Raw genomic sequence first — 19,986 nt, 5'->3', positions numbered from 1 at the left:
TAGCGCGCGGGGATGGACCGCAAATACGTTACGGAAGCTGTATTGGCCGACGCGGCGGGAATCGCGCGCGCGGCGCGAATCCTGCGCGATGGCGGGCTGGTCGCCGTGCCGACCGAGACGGTCTACGGCCTCGCGGCGCGCGCGGATAGCGCGGATGCGGTCGCGCGGATCTTCGAGGCGAAGGGACGGCCGAGCTTCAACCCGCTGATCGTGCATGTGCGCGATGCGGAGCAGGCTGCGCTTTATGCCGACTGGAGCGATGACGTCGTGAATGCCACGCTGGTGTGGCCCGGCCCGCTGACCCTCGTGCTGCCCCGCAAGGCGAATGCTGGACTGGCGCCAGCGGTAACGGCGGGCCTGCCGACTGTGGCCCTGCGCTGTCCAGCGCATCCGGTGATGCAACGCCTTCTGGAAAGCGTGGACTTCCCGCTGGCAGCCCCCTCGGCCAACCGCAGCGGCTTCGTCAGCCCCACCTCGGCGCAGCACGTCATGACGTCACTCGATGGGCGGATCGACATGGTGCTCGATGGAGGGTCGACCGAGGCGGGGGTGGAATCGAGCATCCTCGCGATCCGGGAAGATGGATCGTGGGAGGAACTGCGGCCCGGCCCCATCGATCTCGATGCGCTCCACCGGCATTATTACGATGTCGGCCTTTCCCAAGGCGGGACGCGCGAGACGCTCGAGGCGCCGGGCCAGATGGCGAGCCATTATTCGCCGGGCAAGCCGGTGCGGCTTGGCGTCACCGATCCCGAAAACGACGAATTCGCGATCGGCTTCGGGGCCATCGGAGGTGACGTCACGCTGTCGGTGGGCGGCTCCCTGTCAGAGGCCGCGCGCAACCTCTATGCCTGTCTGCATCTCGCCGCCGAATCAGCCAAGCCACGCGTTGCAGTTGCGCCGATTCCGGATGCGGGCATCGGGCGGGCGATCAACGACCGCTTGAAACGCGCCGCAGCGCCGCTCGCCTAGTCTTCCGGCTCGTAGGGGATCGTCGGCAGGATCTGCTGGATCTCGGCATAGGTCTCGCGCGCCTTGTCGCAGGCCTTGCGGTCCCCGTCCTCGCAATCCTCGCGCTGATGGGCATAGCGGCGTTCGAGCTTGCCGAGCCGTTCCTGACGTTTGCGCAGCTCGCGCCCGCGCTTTTCGTCTGCCTCGCTCTGGCTGGTGGTGGCGAGGTCGACCGCCTTGGACCCGGCCTTCACGGGCAGGGTGACCACGTCGAACGCGGTCTTGGCGAGGCATCCCTGCAGGGCAAGGGCGGCGATCAGGGCGAGCGGCACGATCGGTTTCATGCCGCCAGCTTATGCCTCACGCCGCCCGAACCGCAAATCCTATTCGGATTCCTGGGCCGCGGCCTGGCCGCCGCCGCCGCTCGTGCGCGTGCGGCATTTCACATCGCCCGATCCCATCGAGCTGACCGAGCACTTGGCGTTGCCGATCACCTCGACATCGCCCGATCCCATGATGCTGGCATCGACCGATCCATTGGACGCGAACACCGCGTCGCCCGAACCGGCGATCGCGACATCGGCATCGCCGACCTCGAGATCGCGCAGGTTCAGATCGCCCGAGCCTGCGATGGACAGGTCGAGCTTCTTGGCCGTACCCGCCGCCTCGAGCGAGCCCGATCCCGCCACGTTTACTTCCAGCGTGTCGGCATCGATCCGCGCGACCGTCGACTTACCTGATCCGGCGATGGAAACGTCTGCATTGCCGCCAGTGCCCAGCCGGTCGAGCTGGATCTCGCCCGAACCGGCCACCGTCAGGTCGCTCGGCGTGGGCATGGTAATGCGAATGGTGGCAACGCCGCGCTGACGCCAGTCGCCCTCGCGCCCGACCGAGAGCGTATCGTCCTCGAGATCGAACCGCAGCTTTTCGACGACATCGGGATCGCCCTCAACGTCGATCGTCAGCGTGTCGCCCGAGGTCACGATCATCCGGTCCGGCCCTGCCAGCGTAATGCCCGTGGGCCGCGCGCCTTCGTAGTCCAGCTCGGCAAGCGGCACGCCGCTGCTGCTGGAACTGATGTTGATGTCGCCACAGGCTGACAGCAGCGTTGCCGCTGCGGCGATGGCGATTCCCGACCAGAACTTCATAACCAGATCCCTCCGCTTGTGTGTTAGCGGCATAATACAGGAGGGTGGTGGCACAAAGCAAGAGGGCCGCCCCTTGCAGGACGGCCCCCATCGAAGTCCGAATGTCGCCTGTCGATCAGGCGCCGATCAGGCTTCTTCGGTGCTTTCGTAATATTGCGGCGCATGTTCCTTGAGCACGTCGAGAATCTTGGTCAGCGCGGTTGGCTCGTCGGTCTTTTCCATCGCGGCCAGCTCGCGGGCGAGGCGGCTGGAGGCCGCTTCGAAGATCTGCCGTTCGGAATAGCTCTGCTCGGGCTGGTCTTCGGGGCGGAAGAGGTCGCGCGTCACCTCGGCGATCGACACGAGGTCGCCCGAGTTGATCTTCGCTTCGTATTCCTGCGCACGGCGGCTCCACATGGTGCGCTTGACCTTGGGCTTGCCCTTGAGCGTTTCCATCGCCTCTTTCAGGGTCTTGTCGCTGGAAAGTTTGCGCATCCCGATCGATTCGACCTTGTTGACGGGGACGCGCAGCGTCATCCGCTCTTTTTCGAATCGCAGGACGTAAAGATCGAGGTTCATCCCGGCGATTTCTTCGCTTTGAACTTCGACCACGCGGCCGACACCATGCTTGGGATAGACGACATAGTCGCCGACATCGAAGGCGAGAGCCTTGGCTGCCATGAAAATTCCTTTCATACCGAAAGGACAGGTGCGTGCATCGGGCGCAACAAAAGACCGTGCGCCCCGAGGGGGCGAAGGTCCAATCGCGTCGTGATGCCGGGGGAACCTGCCTTTCAACTTCCAATGCCCGCAACGACCACAATCGCAGCGGTGCCGCACTATATAGCATGTCGCTGCGAATATTGCGAGTCGATGAAACAAATGCGGCGCGTCGGTTACGCCCGCCAGTCCGCTTCGAATCTGGCTTGGACGAATTCGCCGCCCAGCAGCAGTACATAGGCGCTGAGATAGAACCAGGTGAGCAATATGATCACCGCGCCGAGCGAGCCGTAAGTCGCGTTGTAGCTCGCGAAATTCGCCACGTAGCTGCCGAACAGCGCAGTCGCACCCACCCACACCAGCGCGAAGAGCGCCGCGCCCGGCAAGACCGCACTCCACGGTGGGTCGGGCCGGTTGGGGGCGAACCGATAGAGGAAGCCGGCGCCCAGCATCCCGGCCAGGAACATCAGCCCGAAACTGGCGAGCGGGGCGGCTGCACCGGGCAGCGCCGCAGCGAGCGAGATCGCCGTTCCCGCCACCGCCAGCGCGAACACGGCGCCGAGCGTAACGATTAGAGCGATCGCATTGCTCTTCAGAAAGCCGCGATCTTCCTCTGCATTGAAGACCACGTTCAAACCGCCGATCACCGCACGTGCCGCGTTGCGCGCCCCGAACAGTGCAACGGCCAGCGCCAGCAGCAGCCCGAAGCCCTTGGTATTGTCGTTCGCCTCGGTCACCGATCGCAGCTGGTCGCCGATCAGCGATGCGGCGCTGGACGGCAGGCCCCGGCCCAGCGCCTCGATGTCGCGCGCCACCGCTTTGGGCGTGGCCACCAGCCCGTAAAGCAGCACGCACACCGCGAGCAGCGGGACCATCGCGAGGAAGGCATAATAGGACACACCCGCCGCAACGAGGCCCGCATTATCCTGCGTGGCCCCCTGCCAGGTCCGCTTGAGCGTTTTGATCATTCGATTCCTTCGGTTCTATGCCAAACGACTCAGCCGCTCGCGCTCGGTTCCACTTGCGCGGCCGCGACGCCATCGATTCCATGGCCCGCAGGCCATACGTTCGCCCTATGTTATTCCTCGTCCTTGCCCTGGTGCAGCCCGTCGCTGCCGACGTTCCCGCGGACGAAGTAGAGATTGCGGGCAGCGAGCAGAGCTATAGCGCCGCAACGCTTGGGGTCATCGAAACTCTCGACCCGGCGGACCCACAACCCAGCATAGCGTCGCTGGAAGCGCTCGGCGAAGCTGGCGATGCCTCTGCGCTGGAGGCGCTGGGCGAATTGTTCGGCAAGGGCGTGAGTGGCATTGCGCGCGATCCCGACCGCGCATGCGACTATTTCGAGCAGGTCGAGGCCGAACGGGGCGATACCCAGCACAATATCGCCACCTGTTTCTATGATGGCGTGGGCCGGCCTCGGGATTACGTCAGGGCGCGCCTGCATTACCGCCGCGCGATCGCGGCAGGTTATACCCAATCGCGCTGTGCGCTGGGCAATATGCTGATCCGGGGACAGGGGGGCGATATCGACGTCACCCGCGGCATGGCGCTATGCCGGGAGGCTGCCGAGGCGGGCATCGCGCACGCGCAGGCCGATGTCGGCACCTATCTGCTGATCGGCGAGCATATCGAGCGCGATCCGGTCGCGGCACGATCCTGGCTCGAGCGGGCAGGCGAGCAGGGCCAGCCCAACGCCAGCTTCCTCCTTGGCCAGATCTATCAGAAGGGCGACGGGGTCGAACGCGATCTCGACCGCGCGCAATCGTGGTTTGAAAGAGCCCATGCATCTGGGCGCCCGGATGCCGCATTCCAGATCTTCCGCATGCTTTTCCAGCGCGGCTATGTGAGCGACGCCCAGCGCGCGAGCATCGATCCGGGCGTGCTCGAAGAAGCGATCGAATGGGCGCGAATCGCTGCCGAGACGGAGCCCGATCCGGCGCACCGCAAACTAGCCCGGGAAGCCCCGGAAGCGATCGGGCGTATCCTCGCCGCTGCACAGGCTACCGACTGACGGATCGAGGACCCGCGCGGTCGAACCGGCTTAGCGGGGGTCAGTCGCCCTCGCCGGGTTCCGCGGTGAAGAACTTTTCGAACTTGCCCTCTTCGCCCTTATGCTCGTCGGCATCCTCGGGCGGGTCCTTCTTCTGGGTGATATTGGGCCATTCGTTGGAGAACTTGGTGTTGAGCTCCAGCCACTTTTCCAGATTGTCTTCGGTGTCGGGCAGGATCGCTTCGGCCGGGCACTCGGGCTCGCACACGCCGCAGTCGATGCACTCGCTGGGGTTGATGACGAGCATGTTCTCGCCCTCGTAGAAGCAGTCGACCGGGCAAACCTCGACGCAGTCGGTATATTTGCATTTGATGCAGGCGTCGGTGACGACGTAGGTCATGGTGCGATTATCCTTGCGCGCCGTTTGTATCTCGCGGTGCTGCTAGTGGCTTGGAGCCTGCCCGGTCAAGCAGGCTGTAACATCCGCGCGCCTCTTCGGGCGGTCCGCGCCGCTCGGGCAGGGCTTCTATCCGGATGATCGTGACCCCCTGGCTGCGCGGAATGGTGAGCACATCGCCGGGCGCCACGGGGCGGGCAATCCGCGCGACCCGTTGGCCATTGAGGCGCAGGTGGCCGCTTTCGACGAGCTTGCGGGCACTGCTGCGGGTACGAACGAAGCGCAGGCGACACAGCACCAGGTCGAGCCGCATCAGGCAGCCGCCCGCGTCATGAGCCACGCTGCATCAGGCCGACCGCATCAGGAAAGCATGTCTTTCAGCGCGGCGAAGGCATTTTCGGGCCGCGGCTCGTTCGGCTTGGTGTTTGCGCCCTGCTTGGGTCCGCGACCTTTGCCCTGCGGTTTGCCCTTGGCCCCACCCTTGGCATGGCGGGGCTTGCCTTGGGTGCGCCGCTCGCCATCGCCCCTGCGCGCACCCGGTCCCGTGCCTGCCCGCGCCCCTGCCCGCGCGCCTGCCCTTTGGGGCAGCCAGCGCCAGCGGTCGGGCAGCGCAGGTCCGAATGCGCCTTCGGCCAGCGGCTTGCCTTCGACGAAGCGGAAGCCCGCCGCGCCCAGCAACCGCCTGATGCTGTCGGGCGTGAGCCCGGTGGAGACGGCCAGTGCGGTATCGAGCATGAAGGGGGCGCCGCGCCCGCGTTTCTCGTTACCGCCCTTCGCTGCGGGACCCTTCGCTCTTGCCTCGTGCGCCTGCTTGAACAGTTTCTCGGCGATATCGACCCGGACGAGTTGCTCGCCTGCGGGGCGGTATCCGGCGGGCAGCGGGCTGCTGGCCGGGACGACCGAGCGCATGGCCTCGTCGATCGGCCGCGAATCGATTCCCGCCTGCTTCATGGCGATGCGCGGGGCCGGCTTGAGCAGCGCGGGCGCAAAGATGTCGAGCGCGCCGAACACCACGCCAACCTTGCGCAGATAGGGGCGCGCTTCCTTGGGCAGGTTCTCGAGCCCCGCATGCTCGCGCGTCACGATGCCATGCCCGTCGAGCAAGTTGAGCAGCAGCGCACGCGCCCACGATGTCGCATCCTCGCTCTTCGAAGCGAGCTGCAGCTTGCGCAGCGGCTCGAGCGGGGCGAGCCATTCGCGGACCTTCGCGGTGAGCGCATCGACAAAGGCTTCGCGCGCGCCATCGGGCAGCCGGTCGAGTTCGCGCGCAGGCTTCAGCCGCGGCTCGGCCGGGTCGACCGGATGTTCCAGCCGGGCGATCTCCTGCGAGCCCCACATCACCCGGCCGTTGTCGAGCGTGATGCCCGCGAGGCCATTCTCGCGCAGCTTCTCCGCCTGTGCGGCGAGGATGCGCGGTAGCGCCTTCTCGCCCGCCGAAAGCAGCATCTTGCGGTCGCCCGCCGCCGCGTGCGGGTCGATCGAAAAGCGAAACCCCTCCAGCTTGCCGATGGCCTGATCCTCGACCAGCAAGGTGCCGTCGTCCTCCAGCGAAATCGGGAGGAGGGCAGGGTCATTGCCAAGGTGCTTCATCAGTACGGACGTCCTTCGATTCACGAATCGTTCGGTCAGGCGCATATGCAGTGCGTCGGACAGGCGGGCCTCGACCGCGCGGGCGCGCGCCGCCATTTCGTCGCGGGCGAGCACCCAGTCGGGCCGCTGGCAGATATAGGCCCAGGATCGGATCGCGGCTATCCGCCCCTGGAGTATGGCGATATCGCCACGGACCGTATCGAGTTCGGCGATCCGCGCAGCGACATAATCGGCCCCGATATACCCCTGACGCAAATCCTGCCACAGCCGCGTGACGAAGCGGGCATGCGTATCGACGCCCGAGGCGCGGAAATCGGGCAGCGAGCAGACCTCCCAGAAGCGCCGGACATTGGCGGGGCCGCGAATTGCGCGCGCGAAAGGCTGGTCGGCGAGCTTGCGCAGCACCGCGAGGTCGATCGCTTCGGGGGCGGGGGCCAGTTCGCGCTCGCCCGGCCCGGCGCTCAGATCCTCGATCACCACGCCCACCGAATCGAAGCGTGGTTCGGGCTCGCGCCAGAACAGCTTGGTGATCGGCTGGAAGCGATGCTCCTCGATCGCGTAGATCTCTTCCTCGGTGAATTCGGCGTCCTGCCCGCCCGCACCGATCAGCGCGCCGAAGCTGCCGTCGCGGTGGTGGCGCCCCGCGCGGCCTGCGATTTGCGCCATTTCGGCAGGCATCAGCCGCCGCCGTTTGACCCCATCGAACTTGGCGAGGCTGGCGAAGGCGACATGCGTGACGTCGAGATTGAGCCCCATGCCGATGGCGTCGGTCGCGACGATGTAATCGACCTCACCATTCTGGAACAGCTCGACCTGGCGGTTGCGCGTTTCGGGGCTGAGGGCACCCATCACCACCGCCGCCCCGCCCCGATGCCGCCGCAGCATCTCCGCGATGGAGTAGACCTGATCGGACGAAAAGCCGACCACCGCGCTACGCTTGGGCAGGCGCGAGAGCTTCTTGGCGCCGGCATGGGTGAGGGTGGAAAAGCGCGGCCGCTCGGTCATCTCGACATGGGGGATCAGCGACCTGATGACCGGCGCTGCGGTGGCTGAGCCGAGCAGCATGGTCTCCTCGCGCCCCCGCGCGTTGAGCAGGCGGTCGGTGAAGATGTGTCCCCGCTCGCGATCCGCAGCGAGCTGGACCTCATCGACTGCCACGAAGGCGTGCCCGCCGCCGTCATGCGGCATGGCCTCGGCGGTGCAGAGGAAATAGCGCGCGTCCTTGGGCTCGATTCGTTCCTCGCCGGTGATCAGCGCGACTGCTTTTTCGCCCTTGATCGCGACCACCCGGTCGTAAACCTCGCGCGCCAGCAAGCGCAGCGGAAAGCCGATCGCTCCGCTCGAATGGGCGCACATCCGCTCGATTGCGAGATGCGTCTTGCCGGTGTTGGTCGGGCCGAGGACAGCCTTGATCGCAGGCGCGGACATGGCAGCCAATGTGGCAAGTGCGTGAGGATGCCGCAAGCGAAGTGCCCGGTTCGCCGCAAGCAACACTCGGATGATCGACGAGACGCCCCGATCGACCGGCAGGATTAAACGCCGATTAAGAATGCCATGGCACTAACGCGCCTCACCCAATATGAGCCGTTCCCTAGAAATACCGGGGTTGAACACCGGGGGTCTTTGAGCGGCAGACAGGGCTATCGGAGACGGGATCTGAACTACGCCGAGCAGTCGGGATTGCACGTGCCGGAAACGAATTCGGAAGACGATGGCGTGCAGCCGACGGACACACAGCATAACGCCGATGCCCCGGCGGAATTCCGGGCGGCGGTCGGCAAGGCCGATGGCGGCGCGCGCGTGCGCCTGGCCGGGCTTGCGCAGTCGGGCCGCAAATTGGCGGCGGCGGGTGTCGCGAAATTCGAACGCGCCGATCTCGCGCCCGATCTCGCCCAGAACATCGGCAGCCTGCGCTGGTTTCGCGGGGCCGCCACTTTCCTGTCGCTGTCCGCCGTCGCGCTCGCCTTCTGGCCCGATTTCTCGCCGCTCGAGGCTGCGCCTGCGCTGCGGCTGGACCAGCAGGCGCGCGAGGAGTTTCGCAGCCAGACGATCCAGCCGCTGGCGCTGGGCGGCGATACCGGCACCCGGATGGCCGCCACCGCGCTGGTCCTTCCGCTGGCCGACGCGCCCGAGCGCCCGCAGCTCGAGACCACCGCAACCTTCGGGCGCAGCGACAGCCTCGCCTCGATCCTCTCGCGCCAGGGTGTCGGCCAGGCCGATGCTGCCCGCGCGGCGGATCTGGTGGCCCAGGCCATCACGCTCGACGAGATCGAACCCGGCACGCAGATCGACGTGACGCTGGGTCGCCGCCCCGAACCCGGCGCGCAGCGACCGCTCGACGAAATGCGTTTTCGCGCCCGTTTCGACCTGTCGCTGGCAGTGGCGCGCGGCGATCATGGCAATCTCGCGCTGATCCGCGAACCGATCGAGGTGGACGAGACCCCGCTGCGTCTGCGTGGCACGGTCAATGGCAGCCTCTATCGCTCGGCACGCGCGGTTGGTGCGCCTGCCAGCGCGATCCAGGCCTTTCTGAAAGCGGTCGGCGATCACGAGGAGCTCGATAAGGCGCTCCAGCCCGGCGACACCTTCGACATGATCGTGTCCTACCGCCGCGCCGCGACGGGCGAGCGGCAGGCCGGCAGACTGCTTTATGCCGGGGTCGAGCGCGAGGGCGAGCCGACCATCCAGCTGATGCGCTGGGGCAGCGATGGCCAGTTCTTCGAAGCGTCGGGCGTGGGCGAGCAGCGTGCGGGCCTCGTCGCGCCGGTGCCGGGGCCGATCGGCTCTCGCTATGGCATGCGGCGTCATCCAATCCTGCGGTACAAGCGGATGCACGCCGGCGTCGACTTTCGCGCCCGCTACGGCACGCCGATCGTCGCCCCGACCGACGGCCGCGTGACCAGCGCGGGCCGCGCGGGCGGCTGCGGCAATGCCGTGCGCCTGTCGCATAGTGGCGGGCTGAGCACGCGCTTCTGCCACATGAGCCGGATGGCGGTTTCGCCCGGGCAATATGTGAAGCGTGGGCAGACGATCGGTTATGTCGGATCGACCGGTCTCTCTACCGGCCCGCACCTGCATTACGAGATGTATCGCGGCGGCCGCCATGTCGATCCGCTGTCGGTCCGCTATGTCACCCGCGCGCAGCTGAGCGGCGAGGATTTGCGCCAGTTCCGTGCGCGGCTCGACGCGCTCAAGACGGTCGAGGCGGGCGCAGCCCTGAAAGACATGCATCCGACACGCCCGGTATTCGAAGAGCCGGTGCGCGAAATCGACCGGATCGCGCTCAGCGCCAAACATCGCCGCGGCGGCTGATCCTCTAGCGGCCCCTTCTTGCGGCCAACTCTTGCTAGGCGCGCGGCCTTGGGCCACACCTCGCCGCCATGACGCTGTCCTTCCCCGCAACCCGCCTCCGCCGCACCCGCACGCACGAATGGAGCCGCCGACTTCATCGCGAGACCGTGCTCACCCCCGCCGACCTGATCTGGCCGATGTTCGTGATCGAAGGCGAGCGCGAGGAGCAGCCGGTCGGCAGCCTGCCCGGTGTCAGCCGCTGGTCGGTCGATTTGCTGCTGGATCGTGTGGGCGAGGCGATCGAGCTGGGCATTCCGTGCGTTTCGCTGTTCCCCAATACGCCCGCCGAACGCCGCAGCGATGCAGCGGAAGAAGCGTGGAACCCCGACAACCTGATCTGCCGCGCGGTGCGCGCGATCCGTGACCGGTTCGGCGATGGTATCGGCGTCATGTGCGACGTCGCGCTCGATCCCTATACCAGCCACGGGCATGACGGCCTGCTCGACGATGCGGGCTATGTCACCAACGACGCGACGCTCGATGCGCTGGTGAAGCAATCGCTCAACCAGGCGGCGGCGGGCGCGGACGTGATCGCCCCGTCGGACATGATGGACGGGCGCGTCGCCGCGATCCGGCAGGCGCTGGAGGGCGAAGGTTACGTCAACGTCCAGATCATGAGCTACGCGGCCAAATATGCCTCGGCCTTCTACGGCCCGTTCCGCGATGCGGTGGGGTCGGGCGATCGGCTCAAGGGCGACAAGCGCACCTACCAGCTCGACGCGGGCAACAGCGACGAAGCGATGCGCGAAATCGCGCTCGACATTGCCGAGGGCGCCGACAGCGTGATGGTGAAGCCCGGCCTCGCCTATCTCGACATCATCCGCATGGCGCGCGACCGGTTCGACGTGCCGATCTTCGCCTATCAGGTGAGCGGCGAATATGCGCTGCTCGAAGCGGGAGTCGCGGCGGGTGTGGGCGAGCGCGAGCCGCTGGTGATGGAGAAGCTGATGGCGTTCAAGCGCGCCGGATGCGCAGGCATACTCACCTATTATGCGCCCTATGCCGCGCGCCTGCTCGCCGGCTGACGTTTCAATGGCGGATTTCCGGCACGAGACCGCGCGGCTGGTCATGCGCGACTGGCAGGGCGCCGACTGGCCGCGCTTCTGGGAAGGCACCAACACGCCCGCGGTGATGCGCTGGCTGGGTGGGGTGTGCGATGCCGAAAAGCAGCGGGGTGCGCAGGATCGCCTGCTCTCCTACGAGGCCGAGCATGGCCACACCTTCTGGGCGCTGGAACGCAAGGATGATGGCGCGATCCTCGGCTTTTGCGGGCTGAAGCGCTGCAACCAGGCAGGCGGGCCGGTGGGCATGATGGAGATTGGCTGGCGGCTGCGCGAGGATGCGTGGGGCCACGGCTATGCCAAGGAAGCTGCCACCGCCTCGCTCGACCTCGCCTTCGACCGCTTTGGAGCCGACGAAGTGGTCGCGCTGACCGTCGCGCGCAACACCGCCAGCTGGGGCCTGATGGAGCGGCTGGGCATGCGGCGGCGCGAGGATCTCGACTTCGCAAATGCCGATTTCGATCCCGAAGACCCCACGATCATCGTCTATTCGATCGCTCCCCACGCATGGGCCGCAGCGCATGGCTGATGCGGGCGACGAACCGATCCTGCGGACCGAGCGGCTGGATCTGCGCGCCATTCGCCCCGGCGATGCGGAATTGCAGTATCGCGTGCTCAACACGCCTGCGGTGATGGCGCGCCTGGGCGGGCCGCTGACGCTTGAGGCAATCGCTCAAAAGCACACGAAGACGATGGAATTCCACGCCCGCGAAGGCTTCAGCTTCCTGTTCGCGATCGAGCGCGAAACCGGCGAGCTGGTCGGCCATTGCGGCTTGAAGCGCGTCGATAGCGTGGGTGCGAAGAATCCCGGCGATGTCGAGATCGGCTGGCTGATCCGCGAGGATCGCTGGCGTCAGGGCTATGCGATCGAAGCGATCCGTGCCGTCCTCGAATGGGCGTTTGTGACGCATGACGCGCCGCATGTGGTCGCCCTGACGTCGCAGAGCAACGAGCCGAGCTGGCGGCTGATGGAACGGCTCGGGATGGAGCGGCGCAGCGATCTCGATTTCGACGATCCGCGCTTCCCGCCCGAGGACAATCCGACGATCCTCTATTCTTTGAACCGCGATGCGTGGGAGAGGTCGCGGTGAACCTGCCCGCGCAATCGCTGGCCTCCCGCGCGCTGTTCGTCGTGACGATCCTGCTCGGCAGCTTCCTGCTGTTCCTTGTCCAGCCGCTGGTCGCGCGGCTGGCGCTGCCGATGCTCGGCGGTGCGCCGATGGTCTGGAACAGCGCAATGCTGGTCTACCAGGCGCTGCTGCTCGCCGGATATGCCTATGCGCACCTGTTGTCGCGCCTCGCGATCCGGCGGCAGGCGCTGGTCCATCTCGCGCTGATGGCGCTGGGTCTGCTGTTCCTGCCCATCGCGCTGGCCGAGGTGCCGCACCCCAGCGGGTTCGAGGTGTTCTGGGTGCCGATGCTGCTGCTCGCCACGATCGGCCCGCTGTTCTTCCTTGTCGCGGCGCAGGCCCCGCTGATCCAGCGCTGGTATGCCGCCGACCGCGCCGCGGGCGACCCCTACTGGCTCTATGCCGCATCCAATATCGGAAGCTTCGCGGGGCTGCTGAGCTATCCGCTGCTGCTCGAACCGAACCTTCCGCTCGAGCGGCAGAGCGCGGCCTGGGCGGTCGGCTATGGCGTGCTGATCGCGTTCATGGCGCTGCTCGCCTGGAGCCGCTGGCGCGTGGCCGACCGTGCGGCCGATCCTTCGCCCGAGGATGCGCCCGAACCGATTGGCTGGCGGCGGATCGCCTTCTGGCTCGCGCTGTCGGCGGTTCCTTCGGGCCTGATGCTGTCGACCACCACCCACCTGACGACCGACATCGTCGCCATGCCATTGCTGTGGGTCGTGCCGCTGGGACTCTACCTCCTGAGCTTCGTATTCGCCTTCAACGAACGCAGCGCGCTCGGCCACGCGCTCGCCCGCACCGCGCCTACGATTCTCCTGCTGGCGGGCGCGATGGCGATGGTCAGCCGGGGAACCGACGGCGTATCGGTCGCGCTGGCCGCAGTGCTGATGCTGTTCGTGGTCGCGACCGCGCTGCACCGCCGCCTCTATGCCGACCGGCCGAGCCCGGCGCGGCTGACCTTGTTCTACCTCGTGATGAGCGCGGGCGGTGCGCTGGGCGGGCTGTTCGCGGCGATTATCGCGCCACTGATGTTCGACTGGGTGTGGGAGCATCCCCTGCTGGTCCTCGCCGCCGGGGCGCTCCTTCCGCAAAAGCCGCTGATCGCGTGGATGGAGCGGCTGGGTCTCGATGCCCGGCAGCGACTCATCGCGAGGGGCGCGCTGGTCGCCGGGGCCGCCGCGCTGGGCCTGTGGATGCATGCCGCGCTGGAGGCGCAAAGCGACTTCGCCGTCCATCTGCTGCTGCTCGCCATCGCGCTGCTCGGCGTGCTCGCGCTCGGGAGCCGCTGGGCCTTCCTTGCGATCCTCCTCATCCTGATGCTCGCGCGCGGTGGGTGGGGCACGCTGCAGGACAGCGCCGACGCTATTCGCGAGCGCAGCTATTTCGGGGTCTATACCGTGCGCGACTACGCCGACCCGGACATGCGCGTGCTGCTCCACGGGACCACGGTCCACGGGCGCCAGTTCCTCGACCCCGAGCGCAGGCGCGAACCGACCAGCTATTACGGCCCGACCTCGGGCGTCGGGCTGGCGCTGGGCGCGGCGCAGGACATTTACGGGCCGGGCGCGGATATCGGCGTGGTCGGCCTCGGGACGGGCACGCTCGCCTGCTATCGCCAGCCGGGGCAGGACTACACCTTCTACGAAATCGACCCGATGGTGCTCGACTATTCGCGGCAGGGCATCTTCACCTTCGTGCGCGATTGCGCGCCGGATGCGGAAATCCACATGGGCGATGCGCGCCTCGCGCTCGAAGGCGAGCCGCCGCGCCAGTACGACATCCTCGCGGTGGATGCCTTCAGTTCGGACGCGATCCCGCTCCACCTGCTGACGCGCGAGGCGATGCATGCCTATGGCCGCGCGCTGAAGCCCGACGGGCTGCTGCTGATCCACATCTCCAACCGCTATGCCGATCTGCGTCCGGTGATCGCGGCGCACGCGCTGGAGAACGGCTGGATCGCGCTGATGCGCGACGACCCGGGCGACCCCGCCAACGGCATTTCGGCGAGTTTCTGGGTCGCGATTGCGAGCGATGCATTACCCATGGCAAAGCTGCTCCAGTCGAATACGGACGCGGACTGGATCGAGCTTGGCGACCCCATCGCCGATCCGTGGACCGACGATTATGCCTCCATCCTGCCCTATCTCGACTGGGGCGCGATCCTGGGAGAGAGATGATGAGCGAGACGACACAAGACCGGCCGGGCCAAACCAGAGCAGGCGTCCGGCTGATCGCGATTCACGGCAAGGCGCCGAAGATCCACGAGAGCGCCTTCATCGCGCCGGGCAGCGTGATCGTGGGCGACGTCACCATCGGGGCGGGCAGCTCGATCTGGTACAATTGCGTGCTGCGCGCCGATGTGAGCCGCATCGTTATCGGCGAGCGGACCAATGTGCAGGATGGCAGCGTGCTCCATTGCGACGGGCCTTCGCCGCAATATCCCGATGGCTGCCCGCTGCTGATCGGCGACGATGTGCTGATCGGCCATATGGCGATGGTCCACGGCTGCCGGATCGAGGATCGTGGCTTCGTCGGGCTGGGCGCGATCGCGATGAACAATGCGGTGATCGCCAGCGATGCGATGCTGGCGGCGGGCGCGATGCTGACCGAGAACAAGGTGATGGGCGCGCGCGAGCTGTGGGGCGGGCGGCCAGCGCGCAAGATGCGCGATCTCGACGATGCGGCGATTGCGGGCATGCAGCTGGGCGTCGCGCATTATGCGGAGAACGCCAAGCACCACGGGGCGGCGATTGCCGAGAGCGAGTGACGCCTGACACACCTGACACAGTGTCCAGGGTCCAAAAACCCGACCCGGTTCGGAAGGGCGTTTCGGCCGGTAAGACGGCGGACGACAACGATGCGAAAGAACGATCCGACCATGCCACGCTCCCGCCCGTGTAGGACAGCGGCACATGGCGCGCGCTAAGCCCGACCTGCCCGATGCCGGGGCGATGCGCGCGCTTGTGCAGGCGGGCGAGCTGCGCGTGCGGGTGACGCCGGGCGCGCGGACCGAATCGATCGCGATTATCGATGGCGGCGTGCAGGTGAAGGTTCGTGCCAAGCCGCAGGACGGAGCGGCCAATACGGCGGTCGAGGCGCTGGTGGCGAAAGCGCTGGGCATTCCCAAATCGCACTGCCGATTGTTGCGCGGCGCAACTTCGCGCGAGAAGGTGCTGGGGGTCGAAACCTAGCGCGAACCGCTATTCCAGAAGCTCGCCGCCCAGGTCCTCGCTCACCCAGCGGTCGCGGCGTTCGCCGATGAAGTCGAACGCATCCTCGTTGGTCATGATCGCATAGCCGACATCTGCGACCGGGTCGTAGACGGTGTAGGATTTGAACGGGCCGTTGCTGCCGCTTTCCCAATGTATCGTGTGCATTTCGCCATCGACCATCGCATGGCGAATCCGGCCGCCCAGAGCGTAGTGGCTGGCAGGACTGGCGATCGTCTCCAGATCCTCCAGCATGGCCGGCGTGAACGCGCCCGCATGGTGCGCAAAGCGCGCGAGCCGGATCAGATCGGCGGGGGCCGCCGCCAGGCCACCCGCGCACAGCACGAAGCTGGGTATCTCGATCACCGGCCCTTCGGTGGTGACCGGCGCCGAACCGGGCAGGCTTCCATCGGTCATGATGACGGCGGTGGACATGTCGGCAGGATCGAAAATCCGTGCCCGCATCAGGTCGGCCAGCGGTGCGCCACCGGCCCGCTCCAGCACGGCCTGCACGACGATCCAGTTCGTGTTGACGTATTCGAAGGCGGTGCCGGGGGCGGCATCGGTCCGGCCGAGGGCAAAGCGGTTCGCGGCCTCCAGTGGCGAAATTTCGAGCGCCGTAACCGCCGCGGCATCCTTCCTGAAGCTGTCCATTAGCCCGTCGGCGATGCCCGAGCGGTTATGGAGCAGATTGCGCAGCGTAATCGCGCCTGCATCGCGCGCCGCATAGCCAGGCAGCAGATCCGCGAGACTATCGTCCAGGTTCAGCTTCCCGTCGCGCTCCAGATCGAGCGCGAGGAGCGAGCAGGCGAATTTCGATGTCGAACCCGCCTGGTATCGCGCACCGGGCCGCCCGCCATTGCCCGCGCTGCTGTGAAAGACGCCGTCACTGTCGAGCTGCGCCTCGACGTAAGCCGGTTGCGCAGCGGTGGCGACAGGAACGGTCGCCAACGCTGCACCAACGAGAGAGAGCAGGTGTTTCATGCCAATGTGTTATCGCGCCAAGACACCTCCCAAAAGGGACGCTCGTCAGACTGCGTGCCCGCTTGGCCGATCAGCGCGCAGCGAAGCGCGTTGCAGCAATGCACAGCACCAGTGCGCCGCTCGCCGCGACCCACAGCGATGCAGTGCCCCATTGCATCCCCACGATCGCACCGCCGAGCGCGCCGATAAGCAGGCTGGCCCACAGGCCTGCGAAGGTAAGCGGGTTGGCGCTGCGGTTGCCCGCGATCCGGTCGGCCAGCAATTGTCCGGTGCGCACCAGCGCGCCTGTCATGTAGGTCAGCCCCACGGGGCTTTCGCGATTGCCGCTCATCGCGGTGTTGAGCGCGCCCATCGCGGTGACCAGCAGCGCCAGCGACAGCGCGTCGAGATCGGCAATCCGCGCCAGCCCAGCGCCCAGCAGCGCAGCGGCGACCATGCCCGTCACCACCACCTTGCGCCGCGCCGGCCAGCGGTCGCCCGCCAGCGTGCCGACCATCACACCGATGACGAAGCCTGCGATCAGCAGCGCGGGCACCGCCACGCGGTGCATCCCTCCCGCCAGATCGCGCGCGAGCAACGTGGTGTTGCCGGTCATGAAAGAGACGAAATAGCCGTCGAGGTGGAGAAAGCCGGTAATGTCGACGAATCCAGCAAGGGCGGCGACCGAATAGGCGAAACGACGCTGGCCGGGTGTGAAACGCTGCATGAAAGCCCGGTACACCGTCACGTCTGGCGATTGAAGACGCGGTAGCGCGATCTTATCGGACTGTGGCGGGAGGCTTAGGCAATCGGTCACGCCGCGGTGACGTCAGTCCCTCACCAGCGCTTGCAATGCCTCGATCCGGTCCGCCTCGTGCGGGGGCTTGTCCCACCGGATGCGGTGGATGCGGGGGAAGCGCATGGCGAGACCGCTCTTGTGGCGTCTGGAGCTATGCACCGAATCGAAGGCGACCTCGAAGACGAGGGTCTTGTCGGTCTCGCGCACCGGGCCGAAGCGGTTGACGGTGTTCTGACGCACGTGCCGGTCGATTCTTTTCAGCTCGGCATCGGTGAAGCCCGAATAGGCCTTGCCCACGGGCAGCAGTTCGGCGCCCGCATCGGGATCGCCGTCCCAGCAGCCGAAGGTGTAGTCCGAATAGAAGCTCGACCGTTTGCCGCTGCCGCGCTGGGCATACATCAGCACGCAGTCGATCAGCAGCGGATCGCGCTTCCACTTGTACCACAGGCCGGTGCGGCGGCCCGGCACGTAGGGCGAATCGCGGCGCTTGAGCATCAGACCTTCGATCGCGTCGTCGCGCGCGCCTTCGCGGATCTGCGCCAGATGCTCGAAATCGCGCGCTTCGACCATCTGGCTGAGGTCGAATCGCTCGGCCGGCAATCGCGCCATCAGCCCTTCGAGGATCGCCCGCCGCTCGCACCACGGCTTCTCGCGCAGGTTCTCGCCGTCGAGCGAGAGCGCATCGTAGACGCGCACGAAGGCCGGGCTCTCGCTCAGCATCTTCTTCGAAACGGTCTTGCGCCCGAGCCGCTGCTGCAGCGCGTTGAAGCTCGCCGCGCCGCCGGCCTCGCCACCCTGGACTGTGCCCTGTACCAGCAGCTCGCCATCGAGGATCGCGGGGAAGTCGAGCGCATCGAGCATCTCGGGGAAGCTATGCGAGATATCGTCGCCGCCGCGCGAGTAGAGCCGCGTCTCCGCGCCCGCGCGAACCAGCTGCACGCGAATCCCGTCCCACTTCCATTCCGCCACATAATCGTCGAGGCTGACGATGGTGTCTTCGAGCGGATGGGCGAGCATGAAGGGTTTGAACAGCGGCACTCCGGCCAGATCAGGCGGGTCCGCACCTTCGGCGGCCCAGGCGAACAGTTCGGGGTAAGGGGCTTTGAGGCCGTGCCAGTATTCCTCCACGTCCTCGACCGGCACATCGAAGGCTTGGGCAAACGCGACCTTGGCAAGCCGCGCGGAAACGCCGATCCGCATCGCGCCGGTCGCAAGCTTGAGCAGTGCATAGCGACCCGAGACGTCGAGCCGGTCGAGCAGCGCGGGCAGTTCGCTCAGCACAGTCTTGCGGGTCATCCCCTGCAACAGATCGACCGCTTCGGAGACCCCCGGCGGCGCGGGCGCCTCGTCGGGGGCGGGCCACAGCAGGCTGGCCGTCTCCGCCGTGTCGCCCACGAAATCGCGGCTGAGCGTCCACAGAACCGGGTCCACGCGGTCTTTCAGGATGGTCCGGATGGTCGAGGATTTTACCGCCGGGAAATCGAGCCCGTCGGACAATGCGGCGAGCGCCCAGCCACGATCCGGATCGGGCGTGCGCTTCAGGTACTCGCCGATCAGCCGCAGCTTCTCGTTCCGGCTGCGGGTATAGACCAGCGCATCGATCAGGGCGGCGAAGTCTTCCATCAGACCGCCTCGCCAATCGCCCGAAATGGACGTATCTGGTGCGTGTTTCGCTCCACTCCCGATCCAGTCGCGCGTTCCATCCGCCCATGCCCCGGTATCCTGACCGAACGGACGCCGATCAACGGCGGTTCGTAACGGGAGACAAGCACATGGCTGAAGTCGGATATTACATTGTCGATCTCGAAGTCGCTCCGGAAGGCGGATCGATGCCGGGGGCACCCAATCTCACGCTGAAACTCGGGGTCAACGCCACCAATGGCGAAGTCAACGGGCAGGCCACGCTGAGCCAGGCGGTCAAGGACGGGACGCACGAATTCCCGGTCAGCGGCGTCATCCATCATACGGGCTTCGGCGAGGACCAGCTGCTCGTTTCGCTGACCGGGCATTACGGCCAGTCGGTCCCGCCGCCCGCCATCGGCACCTGGCAGGTGCCGGTGTCGATCGCGCTCGCGGTCGACAAGAGCTGGAACGGCACGGGCACCTATACCTACGGCAACAACCGGATGAGCCGCTGCAAGGTGACAAACACCGGCAACTGAGTGCGTGCGCCGCTTCCCGCATGGGGAGCGGCGCCGACCTCGCGCGGAATGGCGTATTTCCGCTTGCCCGGACCGCAGAGCGAGGCTTCGTCGGATGATGCGGAAATGCTCCATCATGCAAAACCGCTTGCTTCGCGCGGACACCGTGCGATGATCGGGGCAGGGCGCGTGCTGCGCGCTGTTACCCGACGGGAGAGACGACCTTGAAGACCGCCCTTATTGCCCTGCCGCTGCTGCTGGCGAGCGTTCCGGCGCTTGCGCAGGACGACACCGCGACCGAAGCCGCCGAATCGAAGTTCACGATCGAGACGCCGATCGAAAAGCTGATGGCCGACGAGAAGGCCCGCGAAGTCGTGCTCGAAACGCTGCCCGACCTCGACAAGAGCCCCTACTACGGCCAGATCAAGGGCATGAGCCTGAAGGCCGTGCAGCCCTATTCGCAGGGCATGATCACCGACGAGATGCTCGAAAAGATCTCGGCGGGACTCGCCGAACTCGACTGATATCCCTCGCGAGGGAGGGGACGGGTCGGC

The 19,986-nt window shown here is 66.6% G+C and carries 21 protein-coding genes; 11 read left to right on the top strand and 10 right to left on the bottom strand.

Annotation, left to right across the window (positions count from 1 at the left end; translation table 11 throughout):
• The first annotated feature begins 12 nt into the window (after positions 1-12).
• Positions 13-972, top strand: a complete 960-nt coding sequence (locus tag AAG612_RS10645) for an L-threonylcarbamoyladenylate synthase (RefSeq protein ID WP_342510028.1) — start codon at positions 13-15, stop codon at positions 970-972.
• On the opposite strand, the gene AAG612_RS10640 is transcribed toward AAG612_RS10645, so the two are convergent.
• From AAG612_RS10640 to AAG612_RS10625, 4 genes are all read right to left on the bottom strand, one after another.
• A complete protein-coding gene (locus AAG612_RS10640; protein ID WP_342510026.1) occupies positions 969-1,295 on the bottom strand; it encodes a hypothetical protein in 327 nt (108 codons plus the stop codon). The genes AAG612_RS10645 and AAG612_RS10640 overlap by 4 nt on opposite strands.
• A gap of 39 nt (positions 1,296-1,334) precedes the next feature.
• On the bottom strand, positions 1,335-2,099 hold the full coding sequence (locus AAG612_RS10635) for a head GIN domain-containing protein (RefSeq protein WP_342510024.1): 765 nt from the start codon (positions 2,097-2,099) through the stop codon (positions 1,335-1,337).
• A gap of 126 nt (positions 2,100-2,225) precedes the next feature.
• Positions 2,226-2,759, bottom strand: coding sequence for a CarD family transcriptional regulator (locus AAG612_RS10630; protein WP_342510022.1), 534 nt, complete (start codon positions 2,757-2,759; stop codon positions 2,226-2,228).
• Positions 2,760-2,974: 215 nt separating this feature from the next.
• On the bottom strand, positions 2,975-3,766 hold the full coding sequence (locus tag AAG612_RS10625) for a YihY/virulence factor BrkB family protein (protein WP_342510020.1): 792 nt from the start codon (positions 3,764-3,766) through the stop codon (positions 2,975-2,977).
• Positions 3,767-3,873: 107 nt separating this feature from the next.
• Here AAG612_RS10625 and AAG612_RS10620 point away from each other — a divergent pair, with 107 nt between their 5' ends.
• On the top strand, positions 3,874-4,812 hold the full coding sequence (locus AAG612_RS10620) for a tetratricopeptide repeat protein (RefSeq protein ID WP_342510018.1): 939 nt from the start codon (positions 3,874-3,876) through the stop codon (positions 4,810-4,812).
• Positions 4,813-4,852: 40 nt separating this feature from the next.
• On the opposite strand, the gene fdxA is transcribed toward AAG612_RS10620, so the two are convergent.
• The 3 genes from fdxA to AAG612_RS10605 are packed head-to-tail and all read right to left on the bottom strand — an operon-like array spanning position 4,853 to position 8,206.
• Complete coding sequence (gene fdxA, locus AAG612_RS10615) at positions 4,853-5,191, bottom strand: ferredoxin FdxA (protein WP_342510016.1); 339 nt, start codon at positions 5,189-5,191, stop codon at positions 4,853-4,855.
• Positions 5,192-5,198: 7 nt separating this feature from the next.
• Positions 5,199-5,528, bottom strand: coding sequence for an RNA-binding S4 domain-containing protein (locus AAG612_RS10610; protein WP_342510015.1), 330 nt, complete (start codon positions 5,526-5,528; stop codon positions 5,199-5,201).
• A gap of 20 nt (positions 5,529-5,548) precedes the next feature.
• A complete protein-coding gene (locus tag AAG612_RS10605) occupies positions 5,549-8,206 on the bottom strand; it encodes a helicase-related protein (RefSeq protein WP_342510013.1) in 2,658 nt (885 codons plus the stop codon).
• A gap of 195 nt (positions 8,207-8,401) precedes the next feature.
• Here AAG612_RS10605 and AAG612_RS10600 point away from each other — a divergent pair, with 195 nt between their 5' ends.
• The 7 genes from AAG612_RS10600 to AAG612_RS10570 all read left to right on the top strand — a co-directional run bounded on the left by AAG612_RS10600 (position 8,402) and on the right by AAG612_RS10570 (position 15,511).
• Entirely contained in the window at positions 8,402-10,090 is a 1,689-nt protein-coding gene (locus tag AAG612_RS10600) for a M23 family metallopeptidase (protein WP_342510010.1), read from the top strand.
• A gap of 68 nt (positions 10,091-10,158) precedes the next feature.
• Positions 10,159-11,154 carry a porphobilinogen synthase gene (gene hemB, locus AAG612_RS10595; RefSeq protein WP_342510009.1) on the top strand — a complete coding sequence of 332 codons (996 nt, stop codon included), beginning with the start codon at positions 10,159-10,161 and terminating at the stop codon, positions 11,152-11,154.
• Between the two features lie 7 nt (positions 11,155-11,161).
• Positions 11,162-11,719, top strand: coding sequence for a GNAT family N-acetyltransferase (locus AAG612_RS10590; protein WP_342510007.1), 558 nt, complete (start codon positions 11,162-11,164; stop codon positions 11,717-11,719).
• Positions 11,712-12,281, top strand: coding sequence for a GNAT family N-acetyltransferase (locus tag AAG612_RS10585; RefSeq protein WP_342510005.1), 570 nt, complete (start codon positions 11,712-11,714; stop codon positions 12,279-12,281). The genes AAG612_RS10590 and AAG612_RS10585 overlap by 8 nt, the downstream gene beginning before the upstream one ends.
• Complete coding sequence (locus tag AAG612_RS10580) at positions 12,263-14,497, top strand: fused MFS/spermidine synthase (RefSeq protein WP_342510003.1); 2,235 nt, start codon at positions 12,263-12,265, stop codon at positions 14,495-14,497. Before AAG612_RS10585 ends, AAG612_RS10580 begins: the two co-directional genes overlap by 19 nt.
• Positions 14,497-15,087 carry a gamma carbonic anhydrase family protein gene (locus tag AAG612_RS10575; RefSeq protein WP_342510001.1) on the top strand — a complete coding sequence of 197 codons (591 nt, stop codon included), beginning with the start codon at positions 14,497-14,499 and terminating at the stop codon, positions 15,085-15,087. Before AAG612_RS10580 ends, AAG612_RS10575 begins: the two co-directional genes overlap by 1 nt.
• A gap of 145 nt (positions 15,088-15,232) precedes the next feature.
• Entirely contained in the window at positions 15,233-15,511 is a 279-nt protein-coding gene (locus tag AAG612_RS10570; RefSeq protein ID WP_342509999.1) for a DUF167 domain-containing protein, read from the top strand.
• Between the two features lie 9 nt (positions 15,512-15,520).
• Here the strand turns inward: AAG612_RS10570 and AAG612_RS10565 are convergent, their stop codons facing one another.
• From AAG612_RS10565 to AAG612_RS10555, 3 genes are all read right to left on the bottom strand, one after another.
• Positions 15,521-16,513 carry a serine hydrolase domain-containing protein gene (locus tag AAG612_RS10565; protein WP_342509997.1) on the bottom strand — a complete coding sequence of 331 codons (993 nt, stop codon included), beginning with the start codon at positions 16,511-16,513 and terminating at the stop codon, positions 15,521-15,523.
• Between the two features lie 70 nt (positions 16,514-16,583).
• On the bottom strand, positions 16,584-17,219 hold the full coding sequence (locus AAG612_RS10560) for a YoaK family protein (protein WP_342509995.1): 636 nt from the start codon (positions 17,217-17,219) through the stop codon (positions 16,584-16,586).
• A 102-nt stretch (positions 17,220-17,321) separates the two neighbouring features.
• Positions 17,322-18,914 (bottom strand): cisplatin damage response ATP-dependent DNA ligase, encoded by a 1,593-nt coding sequence (locus AAG612_RS10555; protein ID WP_342509993.1) that lies wholly within the window; start codon positions 18,912-18,914, stop codon positions 17,322-17,324.
• A 149-nt stretch (positions 18,915-19,063) separates the two neighbouring features.
• On the opposite strand from AAG612_RS10555, the gene AAG612_RS10550 reads away from it, so the two are divergent.
• Both AAG612_RS10550 and AAG612_RS10545 read left to right on the top strand, forming a co-directional pair.
• Complete coding sequence (locus AAG612_RS10550) at positions 19,064-19,453, top strand: DUF1842 domain-containing protein (RefSeq protein ID WP_342509990.1); 390 nt, start codon at positions 19,064-19,066, stop codon at positions 19,451-19,453.
• Between the two features lie 203 nt (positions 19,454-19,656).
• Positions 19,657-19,956 carry a hypothetical protein gene (locus tag AAG612_RS10545; RefSeq protein ID WP_342509988.1) on the top strand — a complete coding sequence of 100 codons (300 nt, stop codon included), beginning with the start codon at positions 19,657-19,659 and terminating at the stop codon, positions 19,954-19,956.
• Positions 19,957-19,986: the final 30 nt, after the last annotated feature.

Source organism: Citromicrobium bathyomarinum (genome assembly GCF_038594605.1).
GTDB lineage: Bacteria > Pseudomonadota > Alphaproteobacteria > Sphingomonadales > Sphingomonadaceae > Alteriqipengyuania > Alteriqipengyuania bathyomarina_B.
Note: the sequence above shows the minus strand (reverse complement) of the source record. Positions and strands in the feature narration are given on the sequence as shown.

What these genes read in the sequence shown, in the direction of transcription:
- AAG612_RS10640 (WP_342510026.1), bottom strand. Translation starts at nt 1,295, where the DNA reads ATGAAACCGATCGTGCCGCTCGCCCTGATCGCCGCCCTTGCCCTGCAG.
- AAG612_RS10590 (WP_342510007.1), top strand. Translation starts at nt 11,162, where the DNA reads ATGGCGGATTTCCGGCACGAGACCGCGCGGCTGGTCATGCGCGACTGG.
- AAG612_RS10565 (WP_342509997.1), bottom strand. Translation starts at nt 16,513, where the DNA reads ATGAAACACCTGCTCTCTCTCGTTGGTGCAGCGTTGGCGACCGTTCCT.
- AAG612_RS10550 (WP_342509990.1), top strand. Translation starts at nt 19,064, where the DNA reads ATGGCTGAAGTCGGATATTACATTGTCGATCTCGAAGTCGCTCCGGAA.
- AAG612_RS10570 (WP_342509999.1), top strand. Translation starts at nt 15,233, where the DNA reads ATGGCGCGCGCTAAGCCCGACCTGCCCGATGCCGGGGCGATGCGCGCG.
- AAG612_RS10630 (WP_342510022.1), bottom strand. Translation starts at nt 2,759, where the DNA reads ATGGCAGCCAAGGCTCTCGCCTTCGATGTCGGCGACTATGTCGTCTAT.
- AAG612_RS10575 (WP_342510001.1), top strand. Translation starts at nt 14,497, where the DNA reads ATGAGCGAGACGACACAAGACCGGCCGGGCCAAACCAGAGCAGGCGTC.
- AAG612_RS10585 (WP_342510005.1), top strand. Translation starts at nt 11,712, where the DNA reads ATGGCTGATGCGGGCGACGAACCGATCCTGCGGACCGAGCGGCTGGAT.
- hemB (WP_342510009.1), top strand. Translation starts at nt 10,159, where the DNA reads ATGACGCTGTCCTTCCCCGCAACCCGCCTCCGCCGCACCCGCACGCAC.
- AAG612_RS10620 (WP_342510018.1), top strand. Translation starts at nt 3,874, where the DNA reads ATGTTATTCCTCGTCCTTGCCCTGGTGCAGCCCGTCGCTGCCGACGTT.
- AAG612_RS10645 (WP_342510028.1), top strand. Translation starts at nt 13, where the DNA reads ATGGACCGCAAATACGTTACGGAAGCTGTATTGGCCGACGCGGCGGGA.
- fdxA (WP_342510016.1), bottom strand. Translation starts at nt 5,191, where the DNA reads ATGACCTACGTCGTCACCGACGCCTGCATCAAATGCAAATATACCGAC.
- AAG612_RS10625 (WP_342510020.1), bottom strand. Translation starts at nt 3,766, where the DNA reads ATGATCAAAACGCTCAAGCGGACCTGGCAGGGGGCCACGCAGGATAAT.
- AAG612_RS10560 (WP_342509995.1), bottom strand. Translation starts at nt 17,219, where the DNA reads ATGCAGCGTTTCACACCCGGCCAGCGTCGTTTCGCCTATTCGGTCGCC.
- AAG612_RS10635 (WP_342510024.1), bottom strand. Translation starts at nt 2,099, where the DNA reads ATGAAGTTCTGGTCGGGAATCGCCATCGCCGCAGCGGCAACGCTGCTG.
- AAG612_RS10605 (WP_342510013.1), bottom strand. Translation starts at nt 8,206, where the DNA reads ATGTCCGCGCCTGCGATCAAGGCTGTCCTCGGCCCGACCAACACCGGC.
- AAG612_RS10555 (WP_342509993.1), bottom strand. Translation starts at nt 18,914, where the DNA reads ATGGAAGACTTCGCCGCCCTGATCGATGCGCTGGTCTATACCCGCAGC.